At 65.6% G+C, this 26784-nt stretch carries 27 protein-coding genes and 4 tRNA genes; 15 read left to right on the forward strand and 16 right to left on the reverse strand.

Translation table 11 applies throughout. From position 1 onward, the window contains the following. Positions 1-18: 18 nt before the first annotated feature. From hemW to ACSFCA_RS08575, 5 genes are read right to left on the reverse strand one after another with little or no spacing between them, the layout of a single operon-like run. Entirely contained in the window at positions 19-1281 is a 1263-nt protein-coding gene (gene hemW, locus ACSFCA_RS08555) for a radical SAM family heme chaperone HemW (RefSeq protein WP_435459251.1), read from the reverse strand. After that, a complete protein-coding gene (locus ACSFCA_RS08560) occupies positions 1281-1880 on the reverse strand; it encodes a non-canonical purine NTP pyrophosphatase (protein WP_435459250.1) in 600 nt (199 codons plus the stop codon). Before ACSFCA_RS08560 ends, hemW begins: the two co-directional genes overlap by 1 nt. 53 nt (positions 1881-1933) lie before the next feature. Beyond that, entirely contained in the window at positions 1934-2668 is a 735-nt protein-coding gene (gene rph / locus ACSFCA_RS08565; protein ID WP_258353088.1) for a ribonuclease PH, read from the reverse strand. A gap of 38 nt (positions 2669-2706) precedes the next feature. Next, on the reverse strand, positions 2707-3615 hold the full coding sequence (locus tag ACSFCA_RS08570; RefSeq protein WP_093059685.1) for a PP2C family protein-serine/threonine phosphatase: 909 nt from the start codon (positions 3613-3615) through the stop codon (positions 2707-2709). A gap of 4 nt (positions 3616-3619) precedes the next feature. Next, positions 3620-4627, reverse strand: a complete 1008-nt coding sequence (locus ACSFCA_RS08575; protein ID WP_042673779.1) for a serine/threonine protein kinase — start codon at positions 4625-4627, stop codon at positions 3620-3622. A gap of 91 nt (positions 4628-4718) precedes the next feature. Here ACSFCA_RS08575 and ACSFCA_RS08580 point away from each other — a divergent pair, with 91 nt between their 5' ends. The 4 genes from ACSFCA_RS08580 to ACSFCA_RS08595 all read left to right on the forward strand — a co-directional run bounded on the left by ACSFCA_RS08580 (position 4719) and on the right by ACSFCA_RS08595 (position 8870). Further along, the gene (locus ACSFCA_RS08580; protein ID WP_435459249.1) at positions 4719-5642 is read left to right on the forward strand and encodes a YicC/YloC family endoribonuclease; all 924 of its coding nucleotides are present in this window, start codon (positions 4719-4721) and stop codon (positions 5640-5642) included. Between the two features lie 14 nt (positions 5643-5656). Further along, complete coding sequence (gmk, locus tag ACSFCA_RS08585) at positions 5657-6277, forward strand: guanylate kinase (protein ID WP_093059689.1); 621 nt, start codon at positions 5657-5659, stop codon at positions 6275-6277. 40 nt (positions 6278-6317) lie between these two features. Continuing rightward, the gene (gene rpoZ, locus ACSFCA_RS08590; protein WP_007835875.1) at positions 6318-6521 is read left to right on the forward strand and encodes a DNA-directed RNA polymerase subunit omega; all 204 of its coding nucleotides are present in this window, start codon (positions 6318-6320) and stop codon (positions 6519-6521) included. Between the two features lie 93 nt (positions 6522-6614). Next, a complete protein-coding gene (locus ACSFCA_RS08595; RefSeq protein ID WP_093081838.1) occupies positions 6615-8870 on the forward strand; it encodes a RelA/SpoT family protein in 2256 nt (751 codons plus the stop codon). A gap of 7 nt (positions 8871-8877) precedes the next feature. Here ACSFCA_RS08595 and greB read toward each other — a convergent pair whose 3' ends face one another. The 5 genes from greB to hrcA form a co-directional block, all read right to left on the reverse strand. After that, entirely contained in the window at positions 8878-9453 is a 576-nt protein-coding gene (greB, locus tag ACSFCA_RS08600) for a transcription elongation factor GreB (protein WP_435459248.1), read from the reverse strand. Between the two features lie 57 nt (positions 9454-9510). Next, a tRNA-Arg gene (locus tag ACSFCA_RS08605) sits at positions 9511-9587 on the reverse strand. Positions 9588-9704: 117 nt separating this feature from the next. Next, positions 9705-9781 (reverse strand) — tRNA-Arg (locus tag ACSFCA_RS08610). 62 nt (positions 9782-9843) lie between these two features. Further along, a tRNA-Ile gene (locus tag ACSFCA_RS08615) sits at positions 9844-9920 on the reverse strand. A gap of 31 nt (positions 9921-9951) precedes the next feature. Continuing rightward, positions 9952-10959 (reverse strand): heat-inducible transcriptional repressor HrcA, encoded by a 1008-nt coding sequence (gene hrcA, locus ACSFCA_RS08620; protein WP_093059694.1) that lies wholly within the window; start codon positions 10957-10959, stop codon positions 9952-9954. 31 nt (positions 10960-10990) lie between these two features. Between hrcA and ACSFCA_RS08625 the strand changes: the two genes are divergently transcribed. Genes ACSFCA_RS08625 through rapZ form a run of 3 tightly spaced genes read left to right on the forward strand, consistent with a single transcriptional unit; the run spans position 10991 to position 14461 of the window. Further along, positions 10991-11902, forward strand: coding sequence for an NAD kinase (locus ACSFCA_RS08625; RefSeq protein ID WP_093059696.1), 912 nt, complete (start codon positions 10991-10993; stop codon positions 11900-11902). A gap of 1 nt (position 11903) precedes the next feature. Then, positions 11904-13586 carry a DNA repair protein RecN gene (gene recN, locus ACSFCA_RS08630; RefSeq protein WP_435459247.1) on the forward strand — a complete coding sequence of 561 codons (1683 nt, stop codon included), beginning with the start codon at positions 11904-11906 and terminating at the stop codon, positions 13584-13586. Then, positions 13583-14461, forward strand: a complete 879-nt coding sequence (gene rapZ / locus ACSFCA_RS08635) for an RNase adapter RapZ (protein ID WP_435459246.1) — start codon at positions 13583-13585, stop codon at positions 14459-14461. The genes recN and rapZ overlap by 4 nt, the downstream gene beginning before the upstream one ends. A gap of 12 nt (positions 14462-14473) precedes the next feature. On the opposite strand, the gene mutY is transcribed toward rapZ, so the two are convergent. The 3 genes from mutY to mutM form a co-directional block, all read right to left on the reverse strand. Then, entirely contained in the window at positions 14474-15523 is a 1050-nt protein-coding gene (gene mutY / locus ACSFCA_RS08640) for an A/G-specific adenine glycosylase (protein ID WP_435459427.1), read from the reverse strand. 34 nt (positions 15524-15557) lie between these two features. After that, a complete protein-coding gene (locus ACSFCA_RS08645) occupies positions 15558-17519 on the reverse strand; it encodes a dynamin family protein (protein ID WP_258353083.1) in 1962 nt (653 codons plus the stop codon). A 112-nt stretch (positions 17520-17631) separates the two neighbouring features. Next, complete coding sequence (mutM, locus tag ACSFCA_RS08650) at positions 17632-18444, reverse strand: bifunctional DNA-formamidopyrimidine glycosylase/DNA-(apurinic or apyrimidinic site) lyase (protein WP_435459245.1); 813 nt, start codon at positions 18442-18444, stop codon at positions 17632-17634. A gap of 80 nt (positions 18445-18524) precedes the next feature. Here mutM and ACSFCA_RS08655 point away from each other — a divergent pair, with 80 nt between their 5' ends. The 6 genes from ACSFCA_RS08655 (at position 18525) to ACSFCA_RS08680 (ending at position 23839) form a co-directional block, all read left to right on the forward strand. After that, positions 18525-20390, forward strand: coding sequence for a tetratricopeptide repeat protein (locus ACSFCA_RS08655; protein WP_435459244.1), 1866 nt, complete (start codon positions 18525-18527; stop codon positions 20388-20390). Between the two features lies 1 nt (position 20391). After that, positions 20392-20928: a lipoprotein insertase outer membrane protein LolB gene (locus ACSFCA_RS08660; protein ID WP_435459243.1), complete on the forward strand. Its 537-nt coding sequence runs from the start codon at positions 20392-20394 to the stop codon at positions 20926-20928. Next, on the forward strand, positions 20925-21806 hold the full coding sequence (ispE, locus tag ACSFCA_RS08665; protein WP_258353079.1) for a 4-(cytidine 5'-diphospho)-2-C-methyl-D-erythritol kinase: 882 nt from the start codon (positions 20925-20927) through the stop codon (positions 21804-21806). Before ACSFCA_RS08660 ends, ispE begins: the two co-directional genes overlap by 4 nt. A 70-nt stretch (positions 21807-21876) precedes the next feature. Next, positions 21877-21953 (forward strand) — tRNA-Gln (locus ACSFCA_RS08670). Between the two features lie 140 nt (positions 21954-22093). Continuing rightward, positions 22094-23068: a ribose-phosphate pyrophosphokinase gene (locus tag ACSFCA_RS08675; RefSeq protein WP_081269883.1), complete on the forward strand. Its 975-nt coding sequence runs from the start codon at positions 22094-22096 to the stop codon at positions 23066-23068. Between the two features lie 84 nt (positions 23069-23152). Continuing rightward, positions 23153-23839: a 50S ribosomal protein L25/general stress protein Ctc gene (locus ACSFCA_RS08680; RefSeq protein WP_093059712.1), complete on the forward strand. Its 687-nt coding sequence runs from the start codon at positions 23153-23155 to the stop codon at positions 23837-23839. 87 nt (positions 23840-23926) lie between these two features. Here the strand turns inward: ACSFCA_RS08680 and ACSFCA_RS08685 are convergent, their stop codons facing one another. Beyond that, entirely contained in the window at positions 23927-24526 is a 600-nt protein-coding gene (locus tag ACSFCA_RS08685; RefSeq protein WP_435459242.1) for a hypothetical protein, read from the reverse strand. 5 nt (positions 24527-24531) lie between these two features. Further along, on the reverse strand, positions 24532-25272 hold the full coding sequence (locus ACSFCA_RS08690) for a YgdI/YgdR family lipoprotein (protein ID WP_435459241.1): 741 nt from the start codon (positions 25270-25272) through the stop codon (positions 24532-24534). 35 nt (positions 25273-25307) lie between these two features. Here ACSFCA_RS08690 and pth point away from each other — a divergent pair, with 35 nt between their 5' ends. Continuing rightward, positions 25308-25940, forward strand: a complete 633-nt coding sequence (pth, locus tag ACSFCA_RS08695; RefSeq protein ID WP_258353076.1) for an aminoacyl-tRNA hydrolase — start codon at positions 25308-25310, stop codon at positions 25938-25940. Between the two features lie 36 nt (positions 25941-25976). Next, positions 25977-26471, forward strand: a complete 495-nt coding sequence (locus tag ACSFCA_RS08700; RefSeq protein ID WP_258353075.1) for a hypothetical protein — start codon at positions 25977-25979, stop codon at positions 26469-26471. Here ACSFCA_RS08700 and ACSFCA_RS08705 read toward each other — a convergent pair. Next, positions 26468-26743, reverse strand: coding sequence for a YfhL family 4Fe-4S dicluster ferredoxin (locus ACSFCA_RS08705; protein ID WP_093059717.1), 276 nt, complete (start codon positions 26741-26743; stop codon positions 26468-26470). The genes ACSFCA_RS08700 and ACSFCA_RS08705 overlap by 4 nt on opposite strands. Positions 26744-26784: the final 41 nt, after the last annotated feature.

The following is a 26784-nucleotide window of genomic DNA, read 5'->3' on the forward strand; positions in this document are numbered from 1 at the left end:
TATGCCGACGGCGCTGCCCTACTCTCCATCGGGCAGGAACATCGCCTGCAGATCGCTCAGAAAATCCAGCCCGCGCTCGGTCGGCCACACGCGAAACAGGTCGCGTGCCACGAGCCCCTTGCGCTCTGCTTCTTCAAGACCACGCTGGATCGACGTCATCGCCAGCCCCGTGCGTTCGCTGAATTGCGGCAGCGTGAAGCCCGTCTTCAGCCTCAGCGCATTGAGCATGAACTCGAACGGCAGATCGGCCAGCGCCACTTCGTCGCTCTGCGACACCGCGGCCCCCGCGCGCGCGTTCTCCATGTACAGGCGCGGCTCGCGAAAGCGCACCTGCCGCACGATGCGGTGCGCAAAGCTCAGCTTGCTGTGCGCGCCGGCGCCAATGCCCAGGTAATCGCCGAACTGCCAGTAGTTGAGGTTGTGCGCGCACTGGTGCCCCTCGCGCGCATAGGCCGACACCTCGTAGCGCGACATGCCGCTGGCGCTGGTGCGCTCGGTGATGCGGTCGAGCATGGCGTAGGCGATGTCGTCTTCGGGCAGCGTGGGCGGGAACTTGGCGAACCAGGTGTTGGGCTCGATGGTCAGGTGGTACACCGAGATGTGCGGCGGCGCGAGCGCCAGTGCCTGCGACAGGTCGGCGTCGAGGCCTTCCAGGGTCTGGCCCGGCAGCGCGTACATCAGATCGAGGTTGAAGGTCTCGAAGGTGCTCGCGGCCTCTTCGAGGGCGGCGATGGCCTGCGCGCGGTCGTGCACGCGGCCCAGCGCCTTCAGGTGCTCGTCGTTGAAGCTCTGCACGCCCACCGAAAGGCGCGTGACGCCAGTCGAGCGGTACGCGCGGAAGCGGTTGCGCTCGAAAGTGCCGGGGTTGGCTTCCAGCGTGATCTCGCAGTCGGGCGTGAGCTTGAGGCGCGCGCGCACGTCGCCCAGCAAGCGGTCGATGGCTTGTGGCGAAAACAGGCTGGGCGTGCCGCCGCCGATGAAGATGGTGTGGACCGAACGGCCCCAGATGAGCGGCAATGCAGCGTCGAGGTCGGCCACCAGCGCGTCGATGTACGCCGCCTCGGGAATGCCGTCGATCTCGGCCTCGCTCGCCGCGCGCCATTCGTGCGAGTTGAAGTCGCAGTATGGGCATTTGCGCAGGCACCACGGCAGGTGGATGTAGAGCGACAGCGGCGGCAGCGCGCTGAGCTGCAGCGGACCGGGCCGCATCCAGTGCAGTACGTCGTTGGCCTGCGGCGCGCCCGTGGGCTGCGCCGGCAGGATCGGGAAGGTGGTGGCCATTACAGCCAGCGCTCGCGCATCAACGCCAGCATGGCCTGCGCCGCGCGGCCGCGGTGGCTGTTGGCGTTCTTCACTTCGGGCGGCAACTGGGCAAAGGTCTTGCCGAAGGCCGGCAGGAACATGACGGGGTCGAAGCCGAAGCCGTTGTCGCCAACGGGTGCGGGCGCGATCTCGCCGACCACGCGGCCGACGGCGATGAGCGGCTCGGGGTCGTCGTGGCTGCGCAGCGCGACCAGCGTGCTCACGAGCGCGGCGCGGCGGTTGGCCACGCCGTCGAGCTGTTCGAGCAGCGCCTTCACGTTGTTGGCGTCGCCCTTGGTGTAGCCGAACTGCGTGGCGTAGAAGGCGGTGTCGACGCCCGGCAGGCCGCCGAAGGCATCGACGCACAGGCCCGCGTCGTCGGCCATGGCCGGCAGGCCGGTGGCGGCGCTGGCGTGGCGCGCCTTGGTCAGTGCGTTCTCGACGAAGGTGCGGAAGGGTTCTTCAGCCTCGCCCACGCCCAGTGCCGACTGCGGCACCAGGGTGACGGACAGCTCGGCAAACAGCTGCTGGAGTTCGGCGAGCTTGCCTGCGTTGTTGGAAGCCAGAACCAGTTTCATAAAAAGTCAAAAGTGGCTGTGGCGCCCGTTCGGCGAGCGCCAGTAGCTGTTGGTCAGTTCGATGGCAGCAGCGCCTGCTGTTGCAGGGTCACGAGCTCGCCGATGCCCTTCTCGGCCAGGCCGAGCAGGATGTTCATTTCTTCGCGCGTGAAGGCCACGCCTTCGGCCGTGCCCTGCACTTCGACGAAATGGCCGGCGCCGGTCATGACGACGTTCATGTCGGTGTCGCAGGCCGAGTCTTCGGTGTATTCGAGGTCGAGCAGCGGCGTGCCTTCGACGATGCCCACCGAAATGGCAGCCACGTGGCCCTTGATGGGCGAGGCCTTGAGAGTGCCGGCTGCCAGCAGCTTGTTGACGGCGTCCTGCGCGGCGACAAAGGCGCCGGTGATGGCCGCGGTGCGCGTGCCGCCGTCTGCCTGCAGCACGTCGCAGTCGAGGTGAATGGTGCGTTCGCCGAGGGCGGCGAGGTCGAACACGGCGCGCATCGAGCGGCCGATGAGGCGCTGGATTTCCTGCGTGCGGCCGGTCTGCTTGCCCTTGGCCGCCTCGCGGCTGCTGCGGGTGTGCGTGGCGCGCGGCAGCATGCCGTATTCGGCGGTGACCCAGCCTTCGCCGCTGCCCTTCTTGTGCGGCGGCACCTTCTCTTCGACCGAGGCGGTGCACAGCACGCGCGTCTGGCCGAACTCGATCAGCACCGAGCCTTCGGCGTGGATGGTGAAGCCGCGGGTGATGCGCACCGGGCGCAGCTGGTCGGCGGCGCGGCCGCCGCTTCGTGTGAAAGCAGTCATTTGTTGGAGAACAGAAAAGAAAGAGAAAAGCCGCGCGCTCAGGTCTTGCGTGCAGCGGAACGGCGAATGGCTTCGTTGATTTCGGCGATGGAGCGCTCGATGGCGTCTTCGTCGAGGTCGTCGATTTCGTTGTCCGACGGCATGCCGGCCTGGATGGTCGAGGCGAACACGCCGTCTTCGATGGTTTCGGTAGACACGCCGCTGCGATCGTCGCCCGTGCTGTCGGGCATTTCCCATTCGAGCGCGATCAGCGTGACGTTGTCGCTGTGGGCACCGCCCTTGCGCAAGGCCATCTCGGCGAGATCGGGGGCGGCGTCGGACACGGGCTTGTCGGACGAGAGGGTGTGCACGATCAGTTCGTCGTCGAGCACGCCCCAGACGCCGTCGGAGCACAGCATGATGCGGTCGCCGCGCTGCAGCTGCAGCGGCGCCGAGACGTCGAACAGCGGCGTGGTCGGCGAGCCGAGGCAGGTCAGCAGCAGATTGCGGTTGACGGGCATGTCGGAGCCGTGCGGCTTGGGGCGTTCGGCGTGCGAGTGGTCGCGCGTGCGCACCAGCAGGCGGCCGTCGCGCACGACGTACAGGCGCGAATCGCCGCAGTGCATCCACGTCGCGGTTGTGCCCTGGAGCACGGCCGCGACGACGGTGGTGCGCGGCGTGTCGAGCATGGCCTTGTGGCTCGCGTAACGCATGATCTGCTGATGCGCGGCCATGGCCGACTCGGCCAGGAAGGCCTTGGCGTCCTTCACGACGGGGCGCGCCTCGCGCTGGTAGAGCGCGGCAATGGTCTGCAGCGCCAGCTGCGCCGCAACCTCGCCTTCCGGGTGGCCGCCCATGCCGTCGGCCAGCACGAACAGGCTCGATTCCCGCGTGTAGCAATAGCCCATGCGGTCTTCGTTCTTGAGACGTCCGCCCTTGCGGCTGACCTGGAAGACGGAGAATTTCATGATGTCATGCAGGGCGCGTGGTGGGCGCAGCAGCCTTGGGCAGACTCTTCTTGTCGAAAGAGCGGATGTTGTCGATTGACAGGCGCACTTTCTCGCCCACCGTGAGCTTGGTGTAGCGGCGCTCGCCTTCGCGGCTGAGCTCCTTCTGCAGCGCGAAGACCGATTGCGGGCGCGACAGCGGGTCGAGCGACATGCACCACTCGACCACCTCGATCAGGTTGTCGGAGTACACGCCCCGCAGGCGCGACAGCGACAGGCTGAGCCGGTCTTTCTCGATGCGCCGCGGCGCGTCATTGGGCGGATAACCCTGCATGCAGGCGTAGATGCATGCGCCGATGGCGTAGATGTCGGTCCACGGGCCCATCGACGAGTCGCGCCGGTACATCTCGGGGGCCGCAAAGCCGGGGGTGTACATCGGGCGGATGAAGATGCCTTCCTTGCTGAGCACTTCGCGCGCGGCGCCGAAGTCGATCAGCACGGCGCGGTCGTCGTCGGTGACGAAGATGTTGGCCGGCTTGATGTCCAGGTGCAGCATCTTGTACTGGTGGACGATGCGCAGGCCGCGCAGGATCTCGTCGAACAGCGAACGGATGGTCGACTCGCGAAACACTTTTTGCTTCTTCAGGTCGCGCGCCGTGACCACGAAATCCTGCAGGGTCGCGCCCTCCAGGTAGTTCATGACCATGTAGACGGTTTCGTTCTCGCGGAAGAAATTGAGCACGCTGACCACCGAGGCGTGCGAGATCTGCGCGAGCGAGCGGCCCTCTTCGAAGAAGCTCTTGAGCCCCAGCCGGTAGAGGGACAGCTTCTCCGGCGGCACCTGCGGCGCGAGCTCGCCAGGCCCCCGCGTGGCAAGCGAGGACGGCAGATATTCCTTGATGGCCACCTGCTGTCCGCTGGGGTCGATGGCGAGATAGACGACACCGAACCCACCTGCGGAAAGCCGGCGTACAACGCGGTAACCACCAATGACCGTATCGGGCAACAGGGGCGTAGGCTTGACCTTTGACATAATCCGGGAGTTTCGCCCGAAGGCGATGGTGCGGCAAGCGAACGCCGTGCCGACGCCTCGGTGCATGCAAGCAAAACCACAGTGAGGCGCAATGCCAGTTTACAGCATGACCGGCTACGCCAGCGGCCAGAACGGGTCCGCAGGCAGCCACTCCGAAGCCGAGGCACGGCCTTCCGCCGCGGGTCGGCTCGGGGTAGAAATCCGCTCGGTCAACAGCCGCTTCCTCGATCTCACCTTCAAGTTGCCGGAGGAGCTGCGCCAGCATGAAACCGCGCTGCGCGAGCTGCTCACGGGCAAGCTCAAGCGCGGCAAGGTCGAAGTGCGGGCCGCCATCGAGAACACGGCCCAGGCCGGTGTGGTCGAGCCCTCCGTCAAGCTGCTCCAGCGGCTCAACGGGGTGCAGGACAGCATCAAGGCCTGGCTGCCCAGTGCCCGCGACCTGAGTGTGGCCGACGTGCTGCGCCTGGCTGGCGGCGACAGCGCCGCCCGCGGCGATTGGGGCCCCGACCTGCTCGATGTCGCCGGCAAGGCGCTCGAAGGCCTGATGTCGGCCCGCCAGCGCGAAGGCGCGCGGCTGGCCAAGATGCTCGAAGCCCATCTGGGCCAGTTGCGCACCCTGGTGCTGCAGGCGGGCCCGCTGGTGCCGCAGCTGGTCGAACAGCAGCGCACCCGCTTCCTGGAGCGCTGGCAGGAGGCCATGGGCCTGACCGCCGGCACGGGCGGCACGCTGCCTGAAGCCGCCCAGGACCGCGCGCTGACCGAAGCCACCGCCTTTGCGATCCGCATCGATGTGGCCGAGGAGCTCACCCGGCTGAATTCGCATCTCGACGAGATCGAGCGGCTGCTCAAGAAGGGCGGAGAAATCGGCAAGCGCCTCGACTTCCTGATCCAGGAGCTGCACCGCGAGGCCAACACCCTGGGCTCGAAGTCGGCGGCGCTGGAGCTCACGCGCATCGGCGTGGACATGAAGGTCCTGATCGAGCAGATGCGCGAGCAGGTGCAGAACATCGAATGACGACGAGCGAAAGAATGGATTACCCCGGCAATATCTTCGTGGTGGCCGCGCCCAGCGGGGCCGGCAAATCGAGCCTGGTCAAGGCGCTCATGGAGCTCGATTCGGCCGTGCAGCCCTCGGTCTCGCACACGACCCGGTCGCCGCGCGGGCAGGAAAAGCACGGTCGCGAGTACTTTTTTGCCTCGCCGACGGAGTTCGATGCCCTGATCGCGGCGGACGGCTTCGTGGAGTGGGCCCATGTGCACGGCCACCGGTACGGCACCTCCAAGAGGGCCATCGAGGAGCGGATCGCCCAGGGGGCCGACGTCATCCTCGAAATCGACTTCCAGGGCGCGCTGCAGATCCGCAAGACCTTTGCCAACGCGGTCATGATCTTCATCCTGCCGCCCAGCTGGGAAGAATTGCGCTCCCGCCTCGAACGGCGCGGCGAAGACAGCGCCTCGGTCATCGAATTGCGCCTGAAGAACGCCGCCGAAGAGATGGCTCGGGCGGGGGAATTCGACTTCGTTATAATCAACGAGTTATTTGAGCGCGCGCTTTTCGATCTCAAGGCGATCGTCCACGCTCAGCGGCTCCGGTATTCCGCACAGCGCCGTGCACGTGCCGACACATTCGCCGCACTGAACATCCCCTGATATCCGAGTTCATCCGCTCACAGACAGAAAGATTCTCATCATGGCCCGCATCACCGTCGAAGACTGTCTCGTCAATATCCCGAACCGTTTCCAGCTCGTCCTGGCCGCCACGTACCGTGCGCGCATGCTGAGCCAGGGCCATGCCCCCAAGATCGAGAGCAAGAACAAGCCCGCCGTGACCGCCCTGCGCGAAATCGCCGAAGGCAAGATCGGCCTCGAAATGCTCAAGAAGGTGCCGGGCTGATCTGACGCAGCCCTGCAACGAAAAGGCACCGCAAAGCGGTGCTTTTTTTATGCCTGAACGCGTCCATACAGCGGTCACGCTAAAGTGGTAGCCATGAGCGCGGTAGCCAAATCTCAGTCCCATGCCCCCAAGGGCACGCCGAAGCCGAGTCCGGCTGCGCTGAACGCGGCCGCCGCAAGCTTTGCCGCACTGACCGCGCGTCTCGACTACCTGAGCCCTGAAGACACCGAGCTGGTCCGCCGCGCCTACCGCTTCGCCGACGAGGCCCACCTCGGACAGCTGCGCAACAGCGGCGAGCCGTACATCACCCACCCCATCGCCGTGGCGGCGCAATGCGCCGAGTGGAAGCTCGATGCGCAGGCGCTGATGGCCGCCCTGCTCCACGACGCCATCGAAGACTGCGGCGTCACAAAGCCCGAACTCATCGAGCGCTTTGGCGCCCCAGTGGCCGAACTGGTCGACGGGCTGACCAAGCTCGACAAGCTGCAGTTCAACACCCGCGAAGAAAACCAGGCCGAGTCGTTCCGCAAGATGCTGCTGGCCATGGCGCGCGACGTGCGCGTGATCCTGGTCAAGCTGGCGGACCGCACGCACAACATGCGTACGCTGGCCGATGCGCCGCGTGAAAAGTGGGGCCGCATCTCGCGCGAAACGCTGGAGATCTACGCGCCCATCGCGCATCGCCTCGGGCTGAACCAGACCTACCGCGAGCTGCAGGAACTGTCGTTCCGGCATCTGAAACCGTGGCGCTATGCCACGCTGTCGAAGGCCGTGGCCAAGGCGCGCGGCCGACGTCGCGACCTGATCCAGAAGGTGCAGCGCGAGGTCGAAACCGCCTTTGCCGCAGCCAACATGACGCTGCGCATTGCGGGGCGCGAGAAAACGCTCTATTCGATCTACCGCAAGATGGAAGAAAAGCACCTGAGTTTCGCCCAGGTGACCGACATCTACGGCTTCCGCCTGATCGTGCCGAACGTGATCGCCTGCTACACCGGCCTGGGCATCCTGCACCAGATGTACAAGCCCCTGCCGGGCAAGTTCAAGGACCACATCGCGATCGCCAAGCTCAACGGCTACCAGTCGCTGCACACCACGCTCGTCGGCCCGGCCGGCGTGAGCGTCGAGTTCCAGCTTCGGACCGAGGCGATGCATGTGGTGGCCGAGTCGGGCGTGGCTGCACACTGGCTGTACAAGGCGGCCGAGCCGAACGCGGCCAGCAACGATCGACTGGGCACCAAGTGGCTGCAATCGCTGCTCGACATCCAGGACGAAACACGCGACGCCGCCGAGTTCTGGGACCACGTCAAGGTCGACCTGTTTCCGGACGCGGTCTATGTGTTCACGCCCAAGAGCCAGATCATGGCGCTGCCCCGCGGCGCCACGGTGGTCGACTTTGCCTACGCCATTCACAGCAACATCGGCGACCACACCTCGGCCGCGCGCATCAACGGCGACCAGGTGCCGCTGCGCACCGAGCTCAAGAACGGCGATGTGGTCGAGGTGATCACCGCGCCAGTGTCGACGCCCAACCCGGCCTGGCTGGGCTTCGTGCGAACCGGCCGGGCGCGTTCCAAGATCCGCCACTATCTGAAGACCCTGGCGCACGCCGAGTCCGAAGGCCTGGGCGAAAAGCTGCTCGCGCAGGCGCTGCGCGCCGAAGGCCTGAGCAAGCTGCCCGAGGAAGACGAGGAACATCAGGCGCTGTGGGAGAAGCTGCTGCGCTTCACCGGCAACCGCACCCGCTCCGAACTGCTGACCGACATTGGCCTGGGCAAGCGCATTGCCAGCATCGTCGCGAAACGACTGGTCGCAATGCTCTCCGAGCTGGGCGAACGGCCCGACGCGCTGCTGTTGAGCCGCGAGCGCTTCATCTCGCACGAAACTGTGTCGCAGGGCGCGGTCACACTGGACGGCAGCGAGAACTCGTCAGTGCGCTTTGCACTGTGCTGCCGGCCGATTCCTGGCGACCAGATCGTCGGCTACCTCGGCCATGGCGAAGGCCTGGTGGTGCACACGGAAGACTGCGGCGTCGGCCAGCGGTTGCGCCACAAAGACAGCGAACGCTTCTTCGCCGTCGAATGGGCAGATGAACCTACACGCGCCTTCGAAACCGGGGTGGTCATCACCGTGCGCAACGACAAGGGCGTGCTGGCGCGGGTCGCAGCCACGTTGGCCGATGCGGAAGCAGACATCACGCATGTGGAAATGGCCGACGAAACCCCGCAGGATTCGACCGACCTGCGTTTCGTGATCGCCGTGCGCGACCGCACGCACCTGGATGCGGTGTTGCGCGCGGCCCGACGCACCGCGTCGGTGCTTACCGCATCGAGGACGGTTCCCGCCCCCTGAGACGCCGCTACGCCGCGGCTGGGCGCGGCTCCGGATAGCTCACCGACAGTATCTCGACCTCGTGCGCCCCACCCGGTGTGACGAGCTTCACCACGTCGCCTTCGCGCGACTTCAGCAGCGCCCGAGCAATCGGCGAAATCCAGCTGACCTGCGACTTAGCGCTCTCCGCTTCGTCGATGCCGAGGATCGTGACGCTGCGCTCGTCGCCCGTCTCGTCGGCATAGCGAACGGTGGCACCGAAGAAGATCTGATCACGACCGTGGTGCACCGAGGGATCGGTGACCTCCGCGATTTCGAGGCGCTTGGTGAGAAAACGGATACGGCGATCGATCTCGCGCAGGCGCTTCTTGCCGTAGAGATAGTCGCCATTCTCGGAGCGGTCACCATTCTTGGCTGCCCAATGCACGGTTTCGACGATCTTCGGCCGCTCCTCGTCCATCAGCTGCAGCAGCTCGTCGCGCAGGCGCGCGTAGCCTTCGGGGGTGATGTAGTTCTTGCTGCCTGCGGGCAACGGAGGCAACGCGCCATCGGCGCCGTCGTCATCCCCGTCAGAGTCTGTTTCCTTGGTGAATGCCTTGCTCAAAGCAGAATCCTCCAAATGAAAAAAGCCCGCAACTTTCGTTGCGAGCTTTTCTTGTAATGGTGCGGCTGGCAGGAATTGAACCCACGACCCCTTGGTTCGTAGCCAAGTACTCTATCCAACTGAGCTACAGCCGCACAGCTCGCAATTATAGCCCGCTTTCTTCGACCCTTTCTGCATTTGCCCGGCCGAATCCATGCGAAGGCGCAAAAGAAAAATGCCCGGAAGATGAATCTTCCGGGCATTTCTGGAGATGGTGCGGCTGGCAGGAATTGAACCCACGACCCCTTGGTTCGTAGCCAAGTACTCTATCCAACTGAGCTACAGCCGCTGAGCCTTCGATTATAGCCTGTTCTGAGGCTCGTTCCGAAAACGGGCAAAAACAAGAAGCGGTGGTAGGCCGTGATGGGCTTGAACCATCGACCAACGGATTATGAGTCCGCTGCTCTAACCAACTGAGCTAACGGCCCACGCGGCCCGATTCTATTCGCGCCGCGGCGCCTACTTGCGATGGCTCAGCGCATTGCTCACCAGGCGCGATGTGATGTCGACGATCTGGATCATGCGTTCGTAGGGCATGCGCGTCGGCCCGATCACGCCCAGCGTGCCCACGACCTGTCCATCGACCTCGTAGTTGGCACTGACGATGGAGAGCTCTTCGAAGGGCACCACCTGGCTCTCCCCGCCGATGAAGATGCGCACCCCTTCGGCCTTGCTCGACACGTCGAGCAGGCGCATCAATTGGGCCTTCTGCTCGAAGAGCTCGAAGGCCCGGCGCAGTTGCCCCATGTCGCTGGAGAAATCACTCACCGCCAGCAGATTGCGCTCGCCCGAGATCACGACGTCGTCTTCCTGCGCCTCGTTCAGCACTTCGGAACTGACCTGCACCGCCGCCTGCATCAATGCGGCGATCTCGCCGCGCAGCTTTTCGACCTCGGACTGGAGACGATCGCGCACCTGCTCGATGGTCAGGCCCGCATAGTGCGCGTTGATGTAGTTCGACGCCTCGACAAGCTGCGATTGCGAATAGTCAGCCTCCGGAAAGATCACCCTGTTCTGCACGTCACCATCGGGCGAGACGATGATCACCAGCAGGCGCCGGTCGGAGAGCTTCAGGAACTCGATCTGCTTGAACACCGAAGCGCGCCGCGGCGCCATCACCACGCCGACGAACTGCGACAGGTTCGACAGCAGGTGCGCCGCATTGGCGATCACCTTCTGAGGCTGGTCGGGCGCGAGGCTCGGCGTGCTCATCTGCTCGCGCTGCGCGGTCAGCATGGTGTCGACGAAGAGGCGATAGCCGCGGTGCGTCGGAATGCGGCCGGCCGATGTGTGCGGGCTGGCAATCAGCCCCAGCGCCTCGAGGTCGGACATGACGTTGCGGATGGTCGCCGGCGACAGATCGAGCCCCGAGGAACGCGACAGCGTACGCGAGCCGACGGGTTGCCCGTCGGCGATGTAGCGCTCGACGAGCGTCTTGAGCAGCAACTTGGCACGGTCGTCCAGCATTGCAAGATTTTAGTGTTGTAATTTGTGAGATATGACCTCTCGCTTTCGTCACGTCGCCCTGATCGGCAAATACCAGGCTTCCGGCGCCCGGGCGCAGGCGGACTCGCGCGACGGCGTCATGGAAGGCATTGGCGCCTTCCTCGAATCGCAAGGCTGCACAGTGTTCGTCGAGCGCTCGACCTGCGAGGAAGACGATGACGGCGCCCCCGCCCATCCACGCTACGAAGCCTTGAGCGTCGAGGAAATCGGCCAGCGCTGCGACCTCGGCCTGGTAGTCGGCGGCGACGGCACCATGCTCGGCATCGGCCGGCAGCTCGCCAGCTACGGCATCCCGCTGATCGGCATCAATCGAGGCCGGCTCGGCTTCATCACCGACATCCCGCTCGACAACTACCAGGCCACGCTGATCCCGATGCTGGCCGGCGAGTACGAGGAAGACCACCGCAGCCTGATGCATGCGCAGGTCGTGCGCGACGGCGCCTCGGTGTTCGACGCGCTCGCCATGAACGACGTGGTCGTCAACCGCGGCGCCACCTCCGGCATGGTCGAGTTGCGCGTGTCAGTGGGCCGCCATTTCGTGGCTAACCAGCGCGCCGACGGCCTGATCATCGCCACGCCCACAGGCTCGACGGCCTACGCTCTCTCGGCCGGCGGGCCGCTCCTGCATCCGGCCGTGCCGGGCTGGGTGCTGGTGCCGATCGCGCCGCACACGCTCTCGAATCGCCCGGTGTTGCTGCCCGATGCCGACGAGATCGTGATCGAGCTGGTGGGCGGACGCGACGCCAGCGCCAATTTCGACATGCAGTCGCTGGCCTCGCTCGCCATCGGCGACCGCGTGGTGGTGCGCCGCTCCGACTTTCGAGTGCGCTTCCTGCACCCGCGCGGCTGGAGCTATTTCGACACCTTGCGCAAGAAACTTCATTGGAACGAAGGGGGCTCCTGAAATGGCGCTGCGACGCATCGCACTGCGCGACTTCGTGATCGTGCGATCACTCGAACTCGACCTGTCCGGCGGCTTCACGGTATTGACCGGCGAAACCGGCGCGGGCAAATCCATCCTGATCGACGCGCTGCAACTGGCGCTGGGCAATCGCGCCGACGCCGGTGCGGTGCGCGAAGGCGCCGAGCGGCTCGACGTGAGCGCCGAATTCGACGCCGACCCGGCCCTGGACACATGGCTCGACGAAGGCGGCTTCGAAGCCGGCGACGCGCTGCTGCTGCGCCGCACCGTCGATCTGCAGGGCCGCAGCCGCGGCTGGATCAATGGCAGCCCGGCCACGGCCACGCAGCTGCGCGAGCTTGGCGACCGCCTGCTCGACATCCACGGCCAGCACGCCTGGCAAAGCCTGACGCGGCCCGAGGCCGTGCGCGGCCTGCTCGACGCCTATGCAGGCGTGCGCACCGATGCGCTCGACGCCGCGTGGCAAAGCTGGCGGCAGGCGCTTTCCGCGCTCGAACACGCGCGCTCGGCGCAAGACTCGCTGCAGCGCGAACGCGAGCGGCTGCAATGGCAGATCTCCGAAGTCGCCAAGCTCGCACCGGGCGTCGACGAGTGGGAAGAGCTGTCAACCAACCACTCGCGCATCTCCAACGCGCAGGCCCTGATCGACGCGGCCCAGGGCGCCAGCCAGGCACTGGAAGACGACGACAACGGCGCCCTCCCCGCGCTTGCGCGCGCGCTCACGCTGCTGCAGAACTGCGAGCACATCGAGCCCGAGTTCCGCGCGCTGGGCGAAGTGCTCGCCTCCTGCGTGGCCCAGGCCTCCGATGCTGCCCACACGCTGCACGGCTACCTGCGCGATGCCGACACCGACCCGCAAACCCTGGCCGAGCTGGACGAGCGCATGGGCCTTTGGATGTCGCTCGCGCGCCGCTACAAGCGCCCGCCCGCCGAACTGCCGGCGCTGCTGGCCGGCTGGCAGGCCGAGCTGCAGGCGCTGGATGCACAAAGCGATCTCGAAGGCCTTGAGCGCGCCGAGCAAAACGCACAACAGGCCTACATGAAGGAAGCCAAGGCGCTCGGCAAGGTCCGCAAGCAGGCTGCGCCGCGCCTCGCTGAAGCCGTCACCGATGCGATGCAGGGTCTCGGCATGCAGGGCGGACGCTTCGACGTCGAGCTGCAGCCGCTGGCGCAGCCCAGCCGCGCCGGCCTCGAAGACGTGGCCTTCCTCGTGGCCGGCCACACCGGCAGCACGCCGCGCGCCATCGGCAAGGTGGCCTCGGGCGGAGAACTGTCGCGCATTGCGCTGGCCATCGCCGTCACCACCAGCCAGCTCGGCGCGGCGCAGACGCTGATCTTCGATGAGGTCGATGCCGGCGTCGGCGGCGCGGTCGCAGAGACCGTCGGCCGCCTCATGAAGCAGCTCGGCCGCGACCGCCAGGTGCTCGCCGTGACGCATCTGCCCCAGGTGGCCGCCTGCGCCGACCATCACCTCGTGGTGGCCAAGCGCCAGACGGCAGCAGCCGGCAAGGACGGCCCGCGCACCGAGAGCGGCGTGTCGCGCCTCGACGACGACAACCGCGCCAAGGAAATCGCCCGCATGCTGGGCGGCGAGAAGGTCTCGCAGACTTCGCTCGCGCACGCACGCGAAATGCTCGGCCACAAGACCTCGGTGACCGCGCCATGAACCTCGACCTCGTGCTCATCACGGGCATGTCGGGCTCAGGCAAGTCGGTGGCCCTGCATGCGCTGGAAGACGCGGGCTACTACTGCGTCGACAACCTGCCGCCCGAACTGCTGACGTCCTTCATCGCGTTGCAGCACGAACAGCAGACGCCGCGCGTGGCCATTGCCATGGACGTGCGCAGCGGCGTCTCGCTGCCGATCGTTCCGCAGCAGCTCGAAGCGCTGCGGCGCGACGGCGGGATCTCGCTGCGTTCGCTGTTCCTCGACGCGACCACCGACGCCCTGCTGCGCCGCTACTCAGAAACCCGCCGCCGCCACCCACTCTCGCGCCAGGAAGGCCGCACCGACGTGCCTGAGCAGCACCGCGTGCTGATGCAGGCCATCGAGCTCGAACGCGAATTGCTGGCCGACCTGCGCGACGGCGCCGACGTGATCGACACCAGCCTGATCCGGCCGGCGCAGCTGCAGAGCTACATCAAGTCGCTGATCTCCGCGCCGCAGAGTGCGTTGACGCTGGTGTTCGAATCGTTCGCCTTCAAGCGCGGCGTGCCGCTCGATGCGGACTACGTGTTCGACGTGCGCATGCTGCCAAACCCGCACTACGTGCCCGCGCTGCGCCCGCTCACGGGCCGCGACGAGCCGGTGATCGAATGGCTGCGCGAGCACGACGACGTGGCCCGCATGTACAACGACATCGAACAGTTCCTCACGCATTGGCTCGATGCACTGGCGCGCGACCATCGCAGCTATGTGACGGTGGCCATCGGGTGCACTGGCGGGCAGCACCGTTCGGTGTTCCTGGTCGAGCAGCTTGCGCGCTCGTTCGGTGCGCGCTGGGGTGCGCTCAAGCGGCACCGCGAGCTCGACGCGAGCTGACTGGTTGGCCGACTAAAGATCGGCTGACCAAGCCGCGCTGCTCTCCAGCAGCTTGCGCATCGGCGCCGGCAGGCCCAGCCGGCCCCACTCCTCGGCCTCGACCCAGCGCGCGCCATCGCCTTGCGGCTGGCTGCCCTGAAGCTGCACCGGATGCAGGTGAAGGTCCTTGTGGGTCAGCACATGCACGAAGGCCGGCAGGTCCTGCACGCCGCGTCGCGCGGCCGTCGGCAGTGCGGCAAGAAGATCTTCGCGGCTGTCGAACACGGGCAGGCAATAGAGCCCGGCCCAGATGCCCTTCGACGGCCGCTTCTCCAGCCACACACGGCCTTGCGCGTCGTGCGCCAGCAGCAGCCAGAGCGACTGGGCACTGCGCTTGAGCTTGCGGGTCTTGACGGGGTAGCGCTCCGGCGCGCCTTCCCGCAGGGCCGCGCAGGTCTTGTTGACCGGGCAGATCATGCAGCTCGGCTTGCGCGGCAGGCACACCGTGGCGCCCAGGTCCATCACGCCTTGCGTGTAGCTCGCGATGGCTTCCTTCTGCTCTGCCGGCGGCAGCAATTGCGTTGCCAGATCCCACAGCGCACGCTCCTGCGCCGTCGAAGACATGTCGCCCGCAAAGCCGAGAACGCGCGTCAGCACGCGCTTCACGTTGCCGTCGAGGATCGCCACGCGCTCGCCGAAGCAGAAGGCGGCAATGGCGGCCGAGGTCGAGCGGCCAATGCCGGGCAAGGTGACGAGCTCGGCGGCAGTGCGCGGAAACTCGCCGCCGAAGCGCGCGACGACTTCCTGCGCGCAGCGATGCATGTTGCGCGCGCGGCTGTAGTAGCCCAGCCCGCTCCAGAGCCCGAACACCTCGTCCTCAGTGCCGGCGGCCAGCGCCTTCACGTCGGGAAAGCGTTCGAGAAAACGCGCGAAGTAGCTGAGCACCGTCGTCACCTGCGTCTGCTGGAGCATCACCTCCGACAGCCACACGCGGTACGGGTCGCGGGTGTTCTGCCACGGCAGCTGGCTGCGCCCGTGGCTGCGTTGCCAGCTCACGATCTGCGCAGCGAAATCCGGGGGCAATTGCAAGCCAGCAACCGCCGTGGAGGCGGAAGCTTCAGGCCGCACGCAGTTCGCCGACAGTGGCCGCGACCTGCGGCTTTCCGTGCTGCGCGATCAGCGAAGTGAACTCGCGCAGCTGCACATGAAGCTCGGCGAGATTGCTCTCTTGCGCAGCAAGTTCGATCAGTCGTTCGTCGAGGTTGCCCGCCGCGCTCTGGATGCGCTCAATGGCCTCGATGCGCTTGCTGAAGTTACGGCGGCGCTCCTTGAGTTGCGCATCGATCTGCGCGCTCGCGCCCTTGCTCCAGCGCTCGACCTCGGTCATGGCCGCCTCATTGACGAGCCGCAGCCGGCTGGCCAGCGCGCGAACCAGCTTGTCGCAGAAATCGGCCTGCGCGAGCTTCAGCAGGTTGCCCACGCCCAGGTAGTGGATGTGGCTGCGCTCGATCTGCCCAAGCTCCTGCTCGAAGCCCGTCAGATCGGGCTCGGCCGGCGCCTGCAGGGTGAAGCCCTGCTCGGCATTCAACTGGCGGAAGGTGGCGTGCAGCATCGACTGGATCTCCGCCGTGGTCGCCTGCACCTCGCGCAGGTTGTTGCGCAGCGAATCGAAAGTCTCGCCGTACACCTTGCGGACGTTGAACTTGACGCCGGGCCGCTTGAGCGCGGCCGACAGCCGCACCATGTCGGCTTTCAGCGCGGTGCGGCCGAGCACGGCATACACCTCGCGCAGCAGCTTGCCCTGCACCGAGCGCAGCGCCAGGATGCGCGTGTTGCTGCCTTCGAACTCGGCATGTTCCTGGTCGATGCGCGCACGCATGTGGCGAATCACCGAGACGTTCTTGCCGCGCAGCCCCTGCAGTTCGAGCGCCTGCTCGGCCAGGTCGCGCTGGCGCACTTTCAGGATGCGTTCGGCCTCGGCGCGCAGCGCGGTCATGCCCGCGTCGACCGCGAGCCGCAGCATGGTTTCGCGCTTGCCAAGCACGCCTTCGGCCAGCAACGATTCGAGCGCCGGCAGGCGGCTGGCCTGCAACAGCTGGCCGTCGTGCTGGATCTTGGCCTGCAGCCCTTTTTGCGCGGACACCGGCAGCACCTGCGCCAGCGGCACTTCGAGCAAACGGGCCGCGCCTTCGCGCTGGCGTTCGATCTGCTGCTCGATGTGCGAGGGCGTGCTCAGCGTGTCCCACATCGTGTCGATCTTGTTGAGCACCACGAAGCGCGTGTCGTTGCCTTCGTCCTCGGTGATCAGGTGCTCGCGCCAGATGGAAAGGTCGGAGCGCGTCACGCCGGTTTCGGCGCCCAGGATGAAGACCACGGCGTGCGCCTGCGGAATCAGGCTCACCGTGAGTTCGGGCTCGGCGCCGATCGCGTTCAGGCCCGGGGTGTCGAGAATCACCAGCCCCTGCTCCAGCAGCGGGTGCGGCATGTTCAGCACCGCATGGCGCCAGCGCGGGATTTCGACGCGGCCTTCAGCGTCCTGCACCGGGTTGTCGTCGGGGGTGTCCTCGTTCCAGAAGCCCAGCGTGCGCGCTTCATCCTTGGCGACCCAGCGCACCTCGGCCACCTTGCTCATGGCCTGCGCCAGATGCTCGGCGTTGCCGACGTCGATGGCGATCTCGGTCCAACGCATTGGCTTTTCGCGCCAATGGGCCAGCGAGTGTGGCTCCAAGCGGGTTTCGATTGGCAGCAGGCGCAGCTTGGGCGCGAGCGCGGCGTCGTAGCCCAGCTCGGTCGGACACATCGTCGTGCGGCCGGCGCTCGCGGGCATGATGCGCCGCCCGTAGCCGGCGAAGAAGATCGCGTTGATCAGCTCCGACTTGCCGCGCGAGAACTCGGCCACGAAGGCGACCATGACCTTGCTGGTGCGGATCTGCGTTTCGAGCCCGCGCAGGCGCTCCGCCACTGCCTGGTCGAGCAGCTCGTTCTCGGTCAGCCAGCGGGACAGCCACTGCAGCCGGTGGGCGAAATTGCTCCGCCACGCACCGTGCTGATCGAGTTGTTGGTTGAAGGAGCGGCTCAAGGGAAATATGTAAGAAACAATTTACAAATATAGCATCGGGAGGCGAACAACCAACGTCTCCAAATTGTTTCTCCTGAGATCCACGTCTGAATCCGGCATCTGGACCCGGCGCCTACTTCTGGCAATTGGGGCAATAGTAGGTGGAGCGCTGCCCTTGGCGCAGCTGCCGGATCGGCGTTGCACAAACCCGACAGGGCTCGCCGGCACGGCCATAAACGGTCGCTTCAAGCTGGAAATAGCCATTTTGTCCGTCCACATTGGAGAAATCTCGTAGCGTGCTGCCGCCCTTCTCCACCGCCCGGGCCAGGATTTCGCGCACAGCCGCATGAAGCTTGGCCGCCCTCGGACGGCTGATGCGCGCCGCCGACAGCGTCGGCCGGATGCCCGCCTGGAACAACGCCTCCGAAGCGTAGATGTTGCCCACGCCCACCACCACGTCGCCCGCCAGCAGCACCTGCTTGACGGCGCTCTTTCGCTTCTTCAGGCCGGCGTGGAAGGCGTCGAGATCGAAGGCATCGCCCAGCGGCTCCATGCCAAGGCCGCCAAGCAGCTTGATGGCCCACGGGGCGGCCTCGTCCTCCACGTAGACCACGGCGCCGAAGCGGCGCGGGTCGTTGAGCCGCAGCGTGCCCCGATCGGTGACCAGGTCGAAATGATCGTGCGGCCCAGGCGGCGGCAATGCTGCGTCGAAACGCAGGCTGCCCGACATGCCCAGGTGCAGCAGCAGGATGCCGCGATCGAGATCGATCAGCAGGTACTTGCCGCGCCGCCGCACCTCGTGCACCTGCCGCCCGACCAGCGCCTCGGGCAGCACCATCAGGGCCCAGCGCAGAGGCTTGCCGATGCGCACTGCGTCGATGCGCGCGCCCGCAATGCGGTCGGCAAAGCCGCGACGGGTGACTTCGACTTCGGGAAGCTCAGGCATGAAAAGTAAATCTCCGGCAAATGCGGCGTTGACTAAGCCCCACGCAAGGTTCGTTCAAAAGCCTGGATTATTATGGTCAGATGAATCTTTCGCCCCGCCGACACCGCCTTGCGGCGGCCGCGTCTCTCGCCTTGCTGGCTTGTGCCGCCCACGCACAATCTCCCGCTCCTGCAACCCCCAACGGCCCCGCGCTGACCATCGAACAATCGGCACAGCCGAAGCCCTCGACAAGGCCCAAGCCCATCACGGCCAAGGCCGCCAGCGAACCCGCACCGCAGCCCTCCGCGCTGACGGCCGACCTGTTCTACGAAATCCTTATGGGCGAAATGACCGCCCGCTCCGGCGACCCCGGCTCCGGCTACGCGCTGGTGCTCGATGCCGCCCGCCGGCTGCGCGACGGCAAGCTGTTCCAGCGCGCGGTCGAGATCGCCCTGCAATCGCGCTCCGGCGATGCGGCCCTCGCCGCAGCACGCGCCTGGCAGGAAGCACTGCCGACTTCGCGCGATGCACGCCGCATCGAACTGCAGATCCTGATCGCGCTGAACCGCATCAGCGAAACCGTCGAGCCGCTGCGCGCCGAAGTGGCGGCCACGTCGCAAATCGAACGCCCGCTGCTGATGGCCGTGATCGCGCGCAACTACTCGCGCGCCGCCGACAAGAAGCTGGCCGCCTCGGTGGTCGAACAGGCCCTGGTCGACGAGCTGAAGAACCCGACCACCGGCGGACTGGCCTGGGCCACCGTCGGCCGGCTGCGCCTCAATGCAGGCGATGCTTCCGGCGCACTGGAAGCCGCGCGCAAGGGCCAGGAGATCGACCCAAGCTCCGATGCACCCGCTGCACTGGCGCTCGAAATGATCGACCCCGGCCAGCCGCTCGCCGAGCCGATCGTCACGCGCTACCTGAACAACAACCCGAAGGCCACGCCCGACCTGCGCATTGCCTACGCCCGCGCGCTCGTCGAGGACCGGCGTTTCAACGATGCCACCACGCAACTCCAGGCAGTGACCACGTCGCGGCCCGAGCTGGCTGAGCCATGGCTGCTGCTCGGCAGCCTCCAGATGCAGGCCAAACAGGACGCCGCAGCCGAGACTTCGATCAAGCGCTTCATCGAACTGTCGGGCAGCCGCAGCGCCAACAAGGACGCCGACGGCGATGCCAATGACGCCGCCGACCGCAAGCGCGGTGTGTCGCAGGCGTACTTTGCGCTGTCGCAACTGGCGGAACGGCGCAAGGACTTCACGGCGGCCGAGCGCTGGCTCGCGCGCGTCGACGGCCCCGACGAACTGGTGGCCGCCCAGACCCGCCGCGCCGCCCTGCTGGCCCGCCAGGGCAAGCTGCCCCAGGCGCGCGAAATCATCCGCGGCCTGCCCGAGCGCACGCCCGACGACAAGAAGCAGAAATTCCTCGCCGAAGTGCAACTGCTGCGCGACGCGAAGCAATACCAAGCGGCCTACGACATGCTCGCCCAGGCCTCGGCGGCAGCACCGGACGACGGTGACCTCGTCTATGACCAGGCCATGGTCGCCGAGAAGCTCAACCGCCTCGACGACATGGAACGCCTGCTGCGCCGGCTCATCCAGCTCAAGCCCGAGAGCCAGAACGCATACAACGCGTTGGGTTATTCGTTCGCCGATCGCAAGATCCGGCTCGACGAGGCACGCACGCTGATCCAGAAGGCGGTGCAGTTGGCGCCGGAAGACCCGTTCATCGCCGACAGCCTGGGCTGGGTCGAGTTCCGGCTCGGCAACACGGCCGAGGCGATCCGCATCCTCGAAGCGGCCTACAAGACGCGGCCCGATCCCGAGATCGGCGCGCATTTCGGCGAAGTCCTGTGGAGCACCGGCCAGAAAGACCGCGCGGTCACGATCTGGAAAGAAGCCCTGCTGAGCGATGCCGAAAACGAGACGCTGCAGGAAACGCTGAAACGCCTGCGGGTGAAGCCATAGCATGGCGCAGGCAGCAGGGGCATTCGCGCCAGCACAGGCCGGTCACGGCCGCCGCACCCTTCTGGCAGCGGGTGGAGCGGCCTTTCTCCTGATGGCAGGCTGCGCGCAGCTGTCGGGCGGCTCTTCCGCACCGAAATCCTCGGACAGCTGGAGCGGCCGGATGTCGCTGCGCATCGAGAGCGAACCGGTGCAGACCTTCGCTGCGCTGTTCGAGTTGCGTGGCTCCGCCGACGCGGGCGACTTGACGCTCACGACGCCCATCGGCAGCACGCTGGCGCAACTGCACTGGGCGCCGGGCGAGGCCCTGCTGAAGGACGGCAGCAAGACACGTCGCTTCGACTCCGTCGACGAACTGATCGAGGCCGCCACCGGCGCTGCCATTCCGGTCGGCGCGCTGTTCGGCTGGCTCGCAGGCCGCAACGACCCCGTCCCCGGCTGGAAGCCCGATCTTGCGCAACTCGGCAACGGACGGCTGCAGGCCGTGCGCGAATCGCCGAGCCCCCGGGCCGACCTGCGCATCGTGTTCGAGCGGTCATGAAGGCGATCTACGACCTTCCCGCGCCGGCCAAGCTCAATCTCTTCCTTCACATCACCGGCCGGCGCGACGACGGCTATCACCTGCTGCAGTCGGTCTTCATGCTGATCGACTGGTGCGACACGCTGCACGTCGAACTCCGGCGCGACGGGCAGCTAAGCCGCGAAGACCTGACGACCGAACTGCCCGCGGACGACCTGATCCTGCGCGCGGCACGCGCCCTGCAGCCATTCGCTGCGCCTGGCCAGGGCGCTCACATCGGCGTGGCCAAGCATGTGCCGGCACAGGCGGGCATGGGCGGCGGCTCTTCGGATGCCGCCACTTGCCTGCTCGCGCTGAACCGCCTGTGGGGGCTCAACCTGCCCCTGTCGCGGCTGGCCCACATCGGCCTGAAGCTGGGTGCCGACGTGCCCTTCTTCCTCGGCGGCCGCAACGCGTGGGTCGAGGGCATCGGCGAGGAAATCACACCGGTTACACTGCCGTCGGCGCGTTTCGCGGTGGCCAAACCACCCGAGGGACTCGATACCCGATTAATTTTTTCGGCTTCCGATCTTCAACGCGCCACACCTGTTGCTATAATCTCGGGCTTTGCTGCAGATAGCGAATCGCTGGAAGCGACGAACCTGGGAAACCCGGTTTTCGACTTCGGCCACAACGACCTGCAGCCGGTTGCCCAGCGACTTTGCCCCGCCGTCACCGACGCCATCGAATGGCTCGGCGCCCAGGGATTGAAGGCCCGGATGACCGGCTCCGGAAGTTCGGTGTTCGCGAAGATGCCGCAAGCGCCGCAGGAAGCGGAACTGCTCGAAGCCCCCGAAGGCTGGCAGGTTCGTCAATGCAGCAACCTGGAAGTCCATCCGCTCTTGGGATGGGCAACCTGAAGATGATCGGACCGTTCATTCGGTTCGATGCGACATATATCGGTTGATGGTGAAAACCATCGACCCGTGTAGGGGAGTCGCCAAGCTGGTTAAGGCACTGGATTTTGATTCCAGCATGCAAAGGTTCGAATCCTTTCTCCCCTGCCAAATCTTCAACGACTGCGGCCCAACGGCCGCAGTCTTCTTTTGCAGCCCACCCGCTGCAATAATCGGCGGCTCACCGGCCGCCACGCATCACAAACCTTTTGGCGGCTTCCTAAGCCAATTCGCACTGCCGGGACGCGCTCATGCAGGCTAATCACCCTGATTTCATGGTTTTCACCGGCAACGCCAATCCGGGCCTTGCTGCAGAAATCGCGCACAACCTCGGCACCTCGCTGGGCGCCGCACGCGTCGGTCGCTTCTCCGACGGTGAAGTCACCGTCGAGATCAACCAAAACGTCCGGGCGCGCGATGTGTTCGTGGTGCAGTCGACCTGCGCACCGACCAACGAAAACCTGATGGAACTGCTGATCATGGTCGACGCGCTCAAGCGCGCTTCGGCCGAACGCATCAGCGCCGTGATTCCCTATTTCGGCTATGCCCGCCAGGACCGCCGCCCGCGTTCGAGCCGCGTGCCGATCTCGGCCAAGGTCGTGGCCAACCTGCTGGAAACCGTCGGTGTCGAGCGCGTGCTCACGATGGACCTGCACGCCGACCAGATCCAGGGCTTCTTCGACATCCCCGTCGACAACATCTACGCCTCGCCGGTGCTGCTCGGCGACCTGCGCGCGAAGAACTACGAAGACCTGATCGTGGTCTCGCCCGACGTCGGCGGCGTGGTTCGCGCCCGTGCGCTGGCCAAGCAATTGAACTGCGACCTCGCCATCATCGACAAGCGCCGTCCGAAGGCCAACGTCAGCGAAGTCATGAACGTCATCGGCGAGATCGACGGCCGCAACTGCGTGATCATGGACGACATGATCGACACGGCCGGCACGCTGGTCAAAGCAGCCGAAGTGCTGAAAGAGCGCGGCGCCAAGAGCGTCTACGCCTACTGCACGCACCCGATCTTCTCGGGCCCGGCCATCGAGCGCATCACGCAGGGCTCGGCACTCGACGAAGTGGTCGTGACCAACACCATTCCCCTTTCCGACGGCGCCAATGCCTGCGGAAAGATCCGCCAACTCTCCGTGGCACCGCTGATCGCCGAAACGATCCAGCGCATTGCCAAGGGCGAGTCGGTGATGAGTTTGTTCTCGGACCAGGACAACCTGTTCTGATCCGAGACAAAGAGCGGGCTTCTTACTGAAGCCTTTTTGAACCGGAGTCGCACTGGTCGCGGTGGACTCTCACAGGAGCTAGTTATGAAATTCGTCGCTTTTGAGCGCGCAAAGCAGGGCACGGGTGCGAGCCGCCGTCTCCGCATCTCGGGCAAGACCCCCGGCATCGTCTACGGTGGCGACACCCAGCCGCAACTGATCGAGATCGATCACAACGCGCTGTGGCACGCCCTGAAGAAGGAAGCCTTCCATTCGAGCGTGCTCGAAATGGAACTGGGCGGCAACGTCAGCAAGGTTCTGCTGCGCGACGTGCAATACCACCCGTTCCGCCAGTTGGTGCAACACATCGACTTCCAGCGCGTCGATGCCAAGACCCGCATGACCCTGAAGGTGCCGCTGCACTTCAAGGGTGAAGAAGAATCCGAAGCCGTCAAGATCGACCTGAACCTGGTCAATCACGTGACGACCGAACTCGAACTGAACTGCCTGCCGACCGACCTGCCGGAGTTCATCGAAGTCGACCTGTCGGGCCTGAAGAAGAACGGCACCGTCACGCTGAAGGACATCAAGCTGCCCAAGGGCGTGAAGTGGGTCAGCCACGGCAAGGTCAACCCGGTGCTGGCTTCGGCCGTGTCGCCGGCGGCTGAAGAAGTCGACGCACCCGCTGAAGGCGCTGCCGATGCAGCCGCCGCAGCAGCGCCGGCCGGCAAGGGTGGCAAGGCTGCTCCTGCAGCCAAGACCCCCGCTGCCAAGACGCCTGCCAAGAAGTAACCCTCTTGCGAAGAACGAGCACTACGCTCGTTGCAACCTTAAAAACGCCCACTCGTCGAGTGGGCGTTTTTGTTTTTGGACTGATGTTCAGGGCTTGACGGCGGCCCTGAAGGCCTCGTCCTTGAACAGACGAGCCACCAGTCGGCGATAGAGCGCCGTGTAGTGATTGACTGCATCAGGAATCGCGACAGCCCCGACGAAAGAAGACGGCCAGTTGTCGTTCTCGACCAGTTCCTTCTCGTACACGGTATTGCCATCGCGACTGACATTGAAGCGCGCGCCCAGGCTGGCCGCGCCCTGCGATGCGCCCGCTTCGACCGTGCTCTTTGTCAGCTGCCCGCCAATGACCGTCTTGCTCGTCGACTCGAGCAAGCCGGCCCCTTTCAACTCGACGCTCAGCGTTTGCTGGAGGTACTTGGAAAACGAACTGTCATAGGGCGAGAAGAAAGTGTTGCTGCGGATGCTCACGCTTTGGTCAACGCTCTTCGGCAAGCCTGCCGCAGGCACAAAGGCTCCTACGGCCACAGGCGCGAGACCTGAAGACTTTGCCAGTTGGATGTTGTCGATGCTGGCTGACGGCTCCGCCAGCTTGACCTGCGCACAACCGGTGAGCAGCACAAGGGTGGCGCCAGCAACGGCGAGCGCAAATTTTCGAATGAGGCTCGAGGACATGGTGCTGTCTTTCATCATGCTCAGTTGAATGCGGGATCACGCGATAGATCGTTCAGCGCATTGCCGACGATCTGCCGAACCATGGTGTTCACCGCATCGGTGATGTCTTTCGCCTTCCGGGAATTGCCTGGTGTCGCCGCGGCCCCAATCGTCGTGTGAATCGCATGACGCACAACCTTGACCACCGGCTCCTTGCCAGGCGCCATGTACTGCACCGTGCAGATGTAGCCATCGGAGACTTGCGAGCCCGCGAGTCCGAAGGTCAGGCCCGTCGCGAAGCCCTTGCTGAACGCGTCGTCCTGCATCGGCTCGTTGTTGAGCTTGACCCCTAGCAACGCGCCGTTCGGCACGGGCTTTTCATCCGCGGCCGAGAACAACCCGCTGCCACGCACCTGCTCGACCACCTGCTTCTTCAGCGCGTCCGTTGCGCGTGTGTTGGAAACACCCTTTGTCTCGAACTCGAAAAGAACCTGCACTGGCGCAGGCGCCGCAGGCTTCCTGAAGGTTGCTGCGTCCACTTCCTTCGTGCTGCCATCTACGTAGTGGCTGGCACAGCCGACCATTGCCAGGGCCATCAGGCCGGTTGCTAGCGCACCAAGCAGGCGCGTCCAACGATGACGCGGCTGCGCCATGAACTGAACTGTCATGATTTCTCTCCTCCTCAGACGGGGTGTGCTGTTGCTGTAATTGCTGTTTTCCCCGTCGAACATTGCGTTGCGGCGGGCACCGAAAATCGTATCAGAATGATTCAAAACGTCCACGACGGGCGCCCGCCTCGACACGGATAATCCCGCCCATGATCAAGCTGTTCGTCGGCCTCGGAAACCCGGGCCCTGAGTACGAAGCCACGCGGCACAACGCGGGCTTCTGGTGGATCGACGCCCTCGCGCGCGACTGGAAACTCAATCTGGTGCCCGAGCGCAGCTACCACGGCCTGGCCGCGCGCGCCAACATCGGCGGCCAGAGCATCTGGCTGCTGGAGCCGCAGACCTTCATGAACCTGTCGGGCAAGTCGGTGGCCGCCCTCGCCCGCTTCTTCAAGATCGCACCCGAGGAAATCCTCGTGGCGCACGACGAGCTCGACGTGGTCCCGGGCCAGGTCAAGCTCAAGTTCGGCGGCAGCCATGCCGGCCACAACGGACTGCGCGACATCCACGCGCAGTTGGGCACCGGCGACTACTGGCGCCTGCGCCTGGGCATCGGACACCCCGGCGTGAAGTCGGAGGTCGTCAACTGGGTGCTCAAGAAGCCGCTCAAGGAACAACGCGAAGCGATCGAGGACGCCATCACTCGCACCCTGCACGCGATCCCCGCGCTGGTAGCGGGCGAGATGGAGAAGGCGACCCTGGTCATTCACACGAGCAAACCGCCCCGGCCCAAACCGCCGCGGCGGGAGCCCGGCGACGGAGGCGCGCCTGCCGCCACCTAGCCGGCCATCGCAGTGCAGGAGGGAGAGAAATAAAAAATGAGCGAGAAGAAGAGAAGAAAAAGAATCGGAGCGACGGTGATTGCTATATTTTCAATAGCAACCTGCGCTACATCCATGGGCGCCTCAGCCCAGAACGCTGCTCAAACCTGGCGTTGCGGAAGCACCTATTCCGACCAGCCCTGTGAAGGTGGCAAGACGGTGAAGGTGAACGACCACCGCAGTGACGAAGACCGCCGGGCCGCCGACGCCGGCACCCGCAGCGCGCAGACCCATGCCGACCGCCTGGAACGCACCCGGCTGTCGCAGGAGAAAGCGGCCAATGACCGCGATCAGCGGGCCGCCCGCGAAGCAAGAAGCGCCGCCCTGGCGGAAAGACGGCTTGCCATGTCCGAGCAAAGGGAGCGGGAGCGCGCACGAAAGGCGGCCAGCGAGCCGCGCAAGTCCAGCATGAGTTTCAGCGGCGGCCAGAGCGCGAAGGCAGCCGGCGACGCACCTGAGCGCAAGAAAAAGAAGCGGAAGTCGGCTGACTAAGCGCCGGTCGAAGCAGCCGTCACCTTGATCGCCGTGAGACGCTGGTACTTCTGCATCAGCGTCTCGCGGCTTTCCACGTGCTCGGGGTTCAGGGGAATGCAGGCCACCGGGCAGATCTGCACGCACTGCGGCTCATCGAAATGGCCGACGCACTCGGTGCACTTGTGCGGATCGATCTCGTAGAACTCCGCGCCCATGTAAATTGCATCGTTCGGGCACTCGGGCTCGCAGACATCGCAGTTGATGCATTCGTCGGTGATCATGAGGGCCATCCCCCGATTATCGCGGGGTCGGCCAGGCGAGCCGCCCGTGA

Origin of the sequence: Variovorax multivorans, assembly GCF_051216835.1 — a bacterium.
In the GTDB taxonomy this organism is placed as follows: Bacteria; Pseudomonadota; Gammaproteobacteria; order Burkholderiales; family Burkholderiaceae_C; genus Variovorax.

What these genes read in the sequence shown, in the direction of transcription:
- hemW (WP_435459251.1), bottom strand. Translation starts at nt 1,281, where the DNA reads ATGGCCACCACCTTCCCGATCCTGCCGGCGCAGCCCACGGGCGCGCCG.
- ACSFCA_RS08560 (WP_435459250.1), bottom strand. Translation starts at nt 1,880, where the DNA reads ATGAAACTGGTTCTGGCTTCCAACAACGCAGGCAAGCTCGCCGAACTC.
- rph (WP_258353088.1), bottom strand. Translation starts at nt 2,668, where the DNA reads ATGACTGCTTTCACACGAAGCGGCGGCCGCGCCGCCGACCAGCTGCGC.
- ACSFCA_RS08570 (WP_093059685.1), bottom strand. Translation starts at nt 3,615, where the DNA reads ATGAAATTCTCCGTCTTCCAGGTCAGCCGCAAGGGCGGACGTCTCAAG.
- ACSFCA_RS08575 (WP_042673779.1), bottom strand. Translation starts at nt 4,627, where the DNA reads ATGTCAAAGGTCAAGCCTACGCCCCTGTTGCCCGATACGGTCATTGGT.
- ACSFCA_RS08580 (WP_435459249.1), top strand. Translation starts at nt 4,719, where the DNA reads ATGCCAGTTTACAGCATGACCGGCTACGCCAGCGGCCAGAACGGGTCC.
- gmk (WP_093059689.1), top strand. Translation starts at nt 5,657, where the DNA reads ATGGATTACCCCGGCAATATCTTCGTGGTGGCCGCGCCCAGCGGGGCC.
- rpoZ (WP_007835875.1), top strand. Translation starts at nt 6,318, where the DNA reads ATGGCCCGCATCACCGTCGAAGACTGTCTCGTCAATATCCCGAACCGT.
- ACSFCA_RS08595 (WP_093081838.1), top strand. Translation starts at nt 6,615, where the DNA reads ATGAGCGCGGTAGCCAAATCTCAGTCCCATGCCCCCAAGGGCACGCCG.
- hrcA (WP_093059694.1), bottom strand. Translation starts at nt 10,959, where the DNA reads ATGCTGGACGACCGTGCCAAGTTGCTGCTCAAGACGCTCGTCGAGCGC.
- ACSFCA_RS08625 (WP_093059696.1), top strand. Translation starts at nt 10,991, where the DNA reads ATGACCTCTCGCTTTCGTCACGTCGCCCTGATCGGCAAATACCAGGCT.
- recN (WP_435459247.1), top strand. Translation starts at nt 11,904, where the DNA reads ATGGCGCTGCGACGCATCGCACTGCGCGACTTCGTGATCGTGCGATCA.
- rapZ (WP_435459246.1), top strand. Translation starts at nt 13,583, where the DNA reads ATGAACCTCGACCTCGTGCTCATCACGGGCATGTCGGGCTCAGGCAAG.
- mutM (WP_435459245.1), bottom strand. Translation starts at nt 18,444, where the DNA reads ATGCCTGAGCTTCCCGAAGTCGAAGTCACCCGTCGCGGCTTTGCCGAC.
- ACSFCA_RS08655 (WP_435459244.1), top strand. Translation starts at nt 18,525, where the DNA reads ATGAATCTTTCGCCCCGCCGACACCGCCTTGCGGCGGCCGCGTCTCTC.
- ACSFCA_RS08660 (WP_435459243.1), top strand. Translation starts at nt 20,392, where the DNA reads ATGGCGCAGGCAGCAGGGGCATTCGCGCCAGCACAGGCCGGTCACGGC.
- ispE (WP_258353079.1), top strand. Translation starts at nt 20,925, where the DNA reads ATGAAGGCGATCTACGACCTTCCCGCGCCGGCCAAGCTCAATCTCTTC.
- ACSFCA_RS08675 (WP_081269883.1), top strand. Translation starts at nt 22,094, where the DNA reads ATGCAGGCTAATCACCCTGATTTCATGGTTTTCACCGGCAACGCCAAT.
- ACSFCA_RS08680 (WP_093059712.1), top strand. Translation starts at nt 23,153, where the DNA reads ATGAAATTCGTCGCTTTTGAGCGCGCAAAGCAGGGCACGGGTGCGAGC.
- ACSFCA_RS08685 (WP_435459242.1), bottom strand. Translation starts at nt 24,526, where the DNA reads ATGAAAGACAGCACCATGTCCTCGAGCCTCATTCGAAAATTTGCGCTC.
- pth (WP_258353076.1), top strand. Translation starts at nt 25,308, where the DNA reads ATGATCAAGCTGTTCGTCGGCCTCGGAAACCCGGGCCCTGAGTACGAA.
- ACSFCA_RS08700 (WP_258353075.1), top strand. Translation starts at nt 25,977, where the DNA reads ATGAGCGAGAAGAAGAGAAGAAAAAGAATCGGAGCGACGGTGATTGCT.
- ACSFCA_RS08705 (WP_093059717.1), bottom strand. Translation starts at nt 26,743, where the DNA reads ATGGCCCTCATGATCACCGACGAATGCATCAACTGCGATGTCTGCGAG.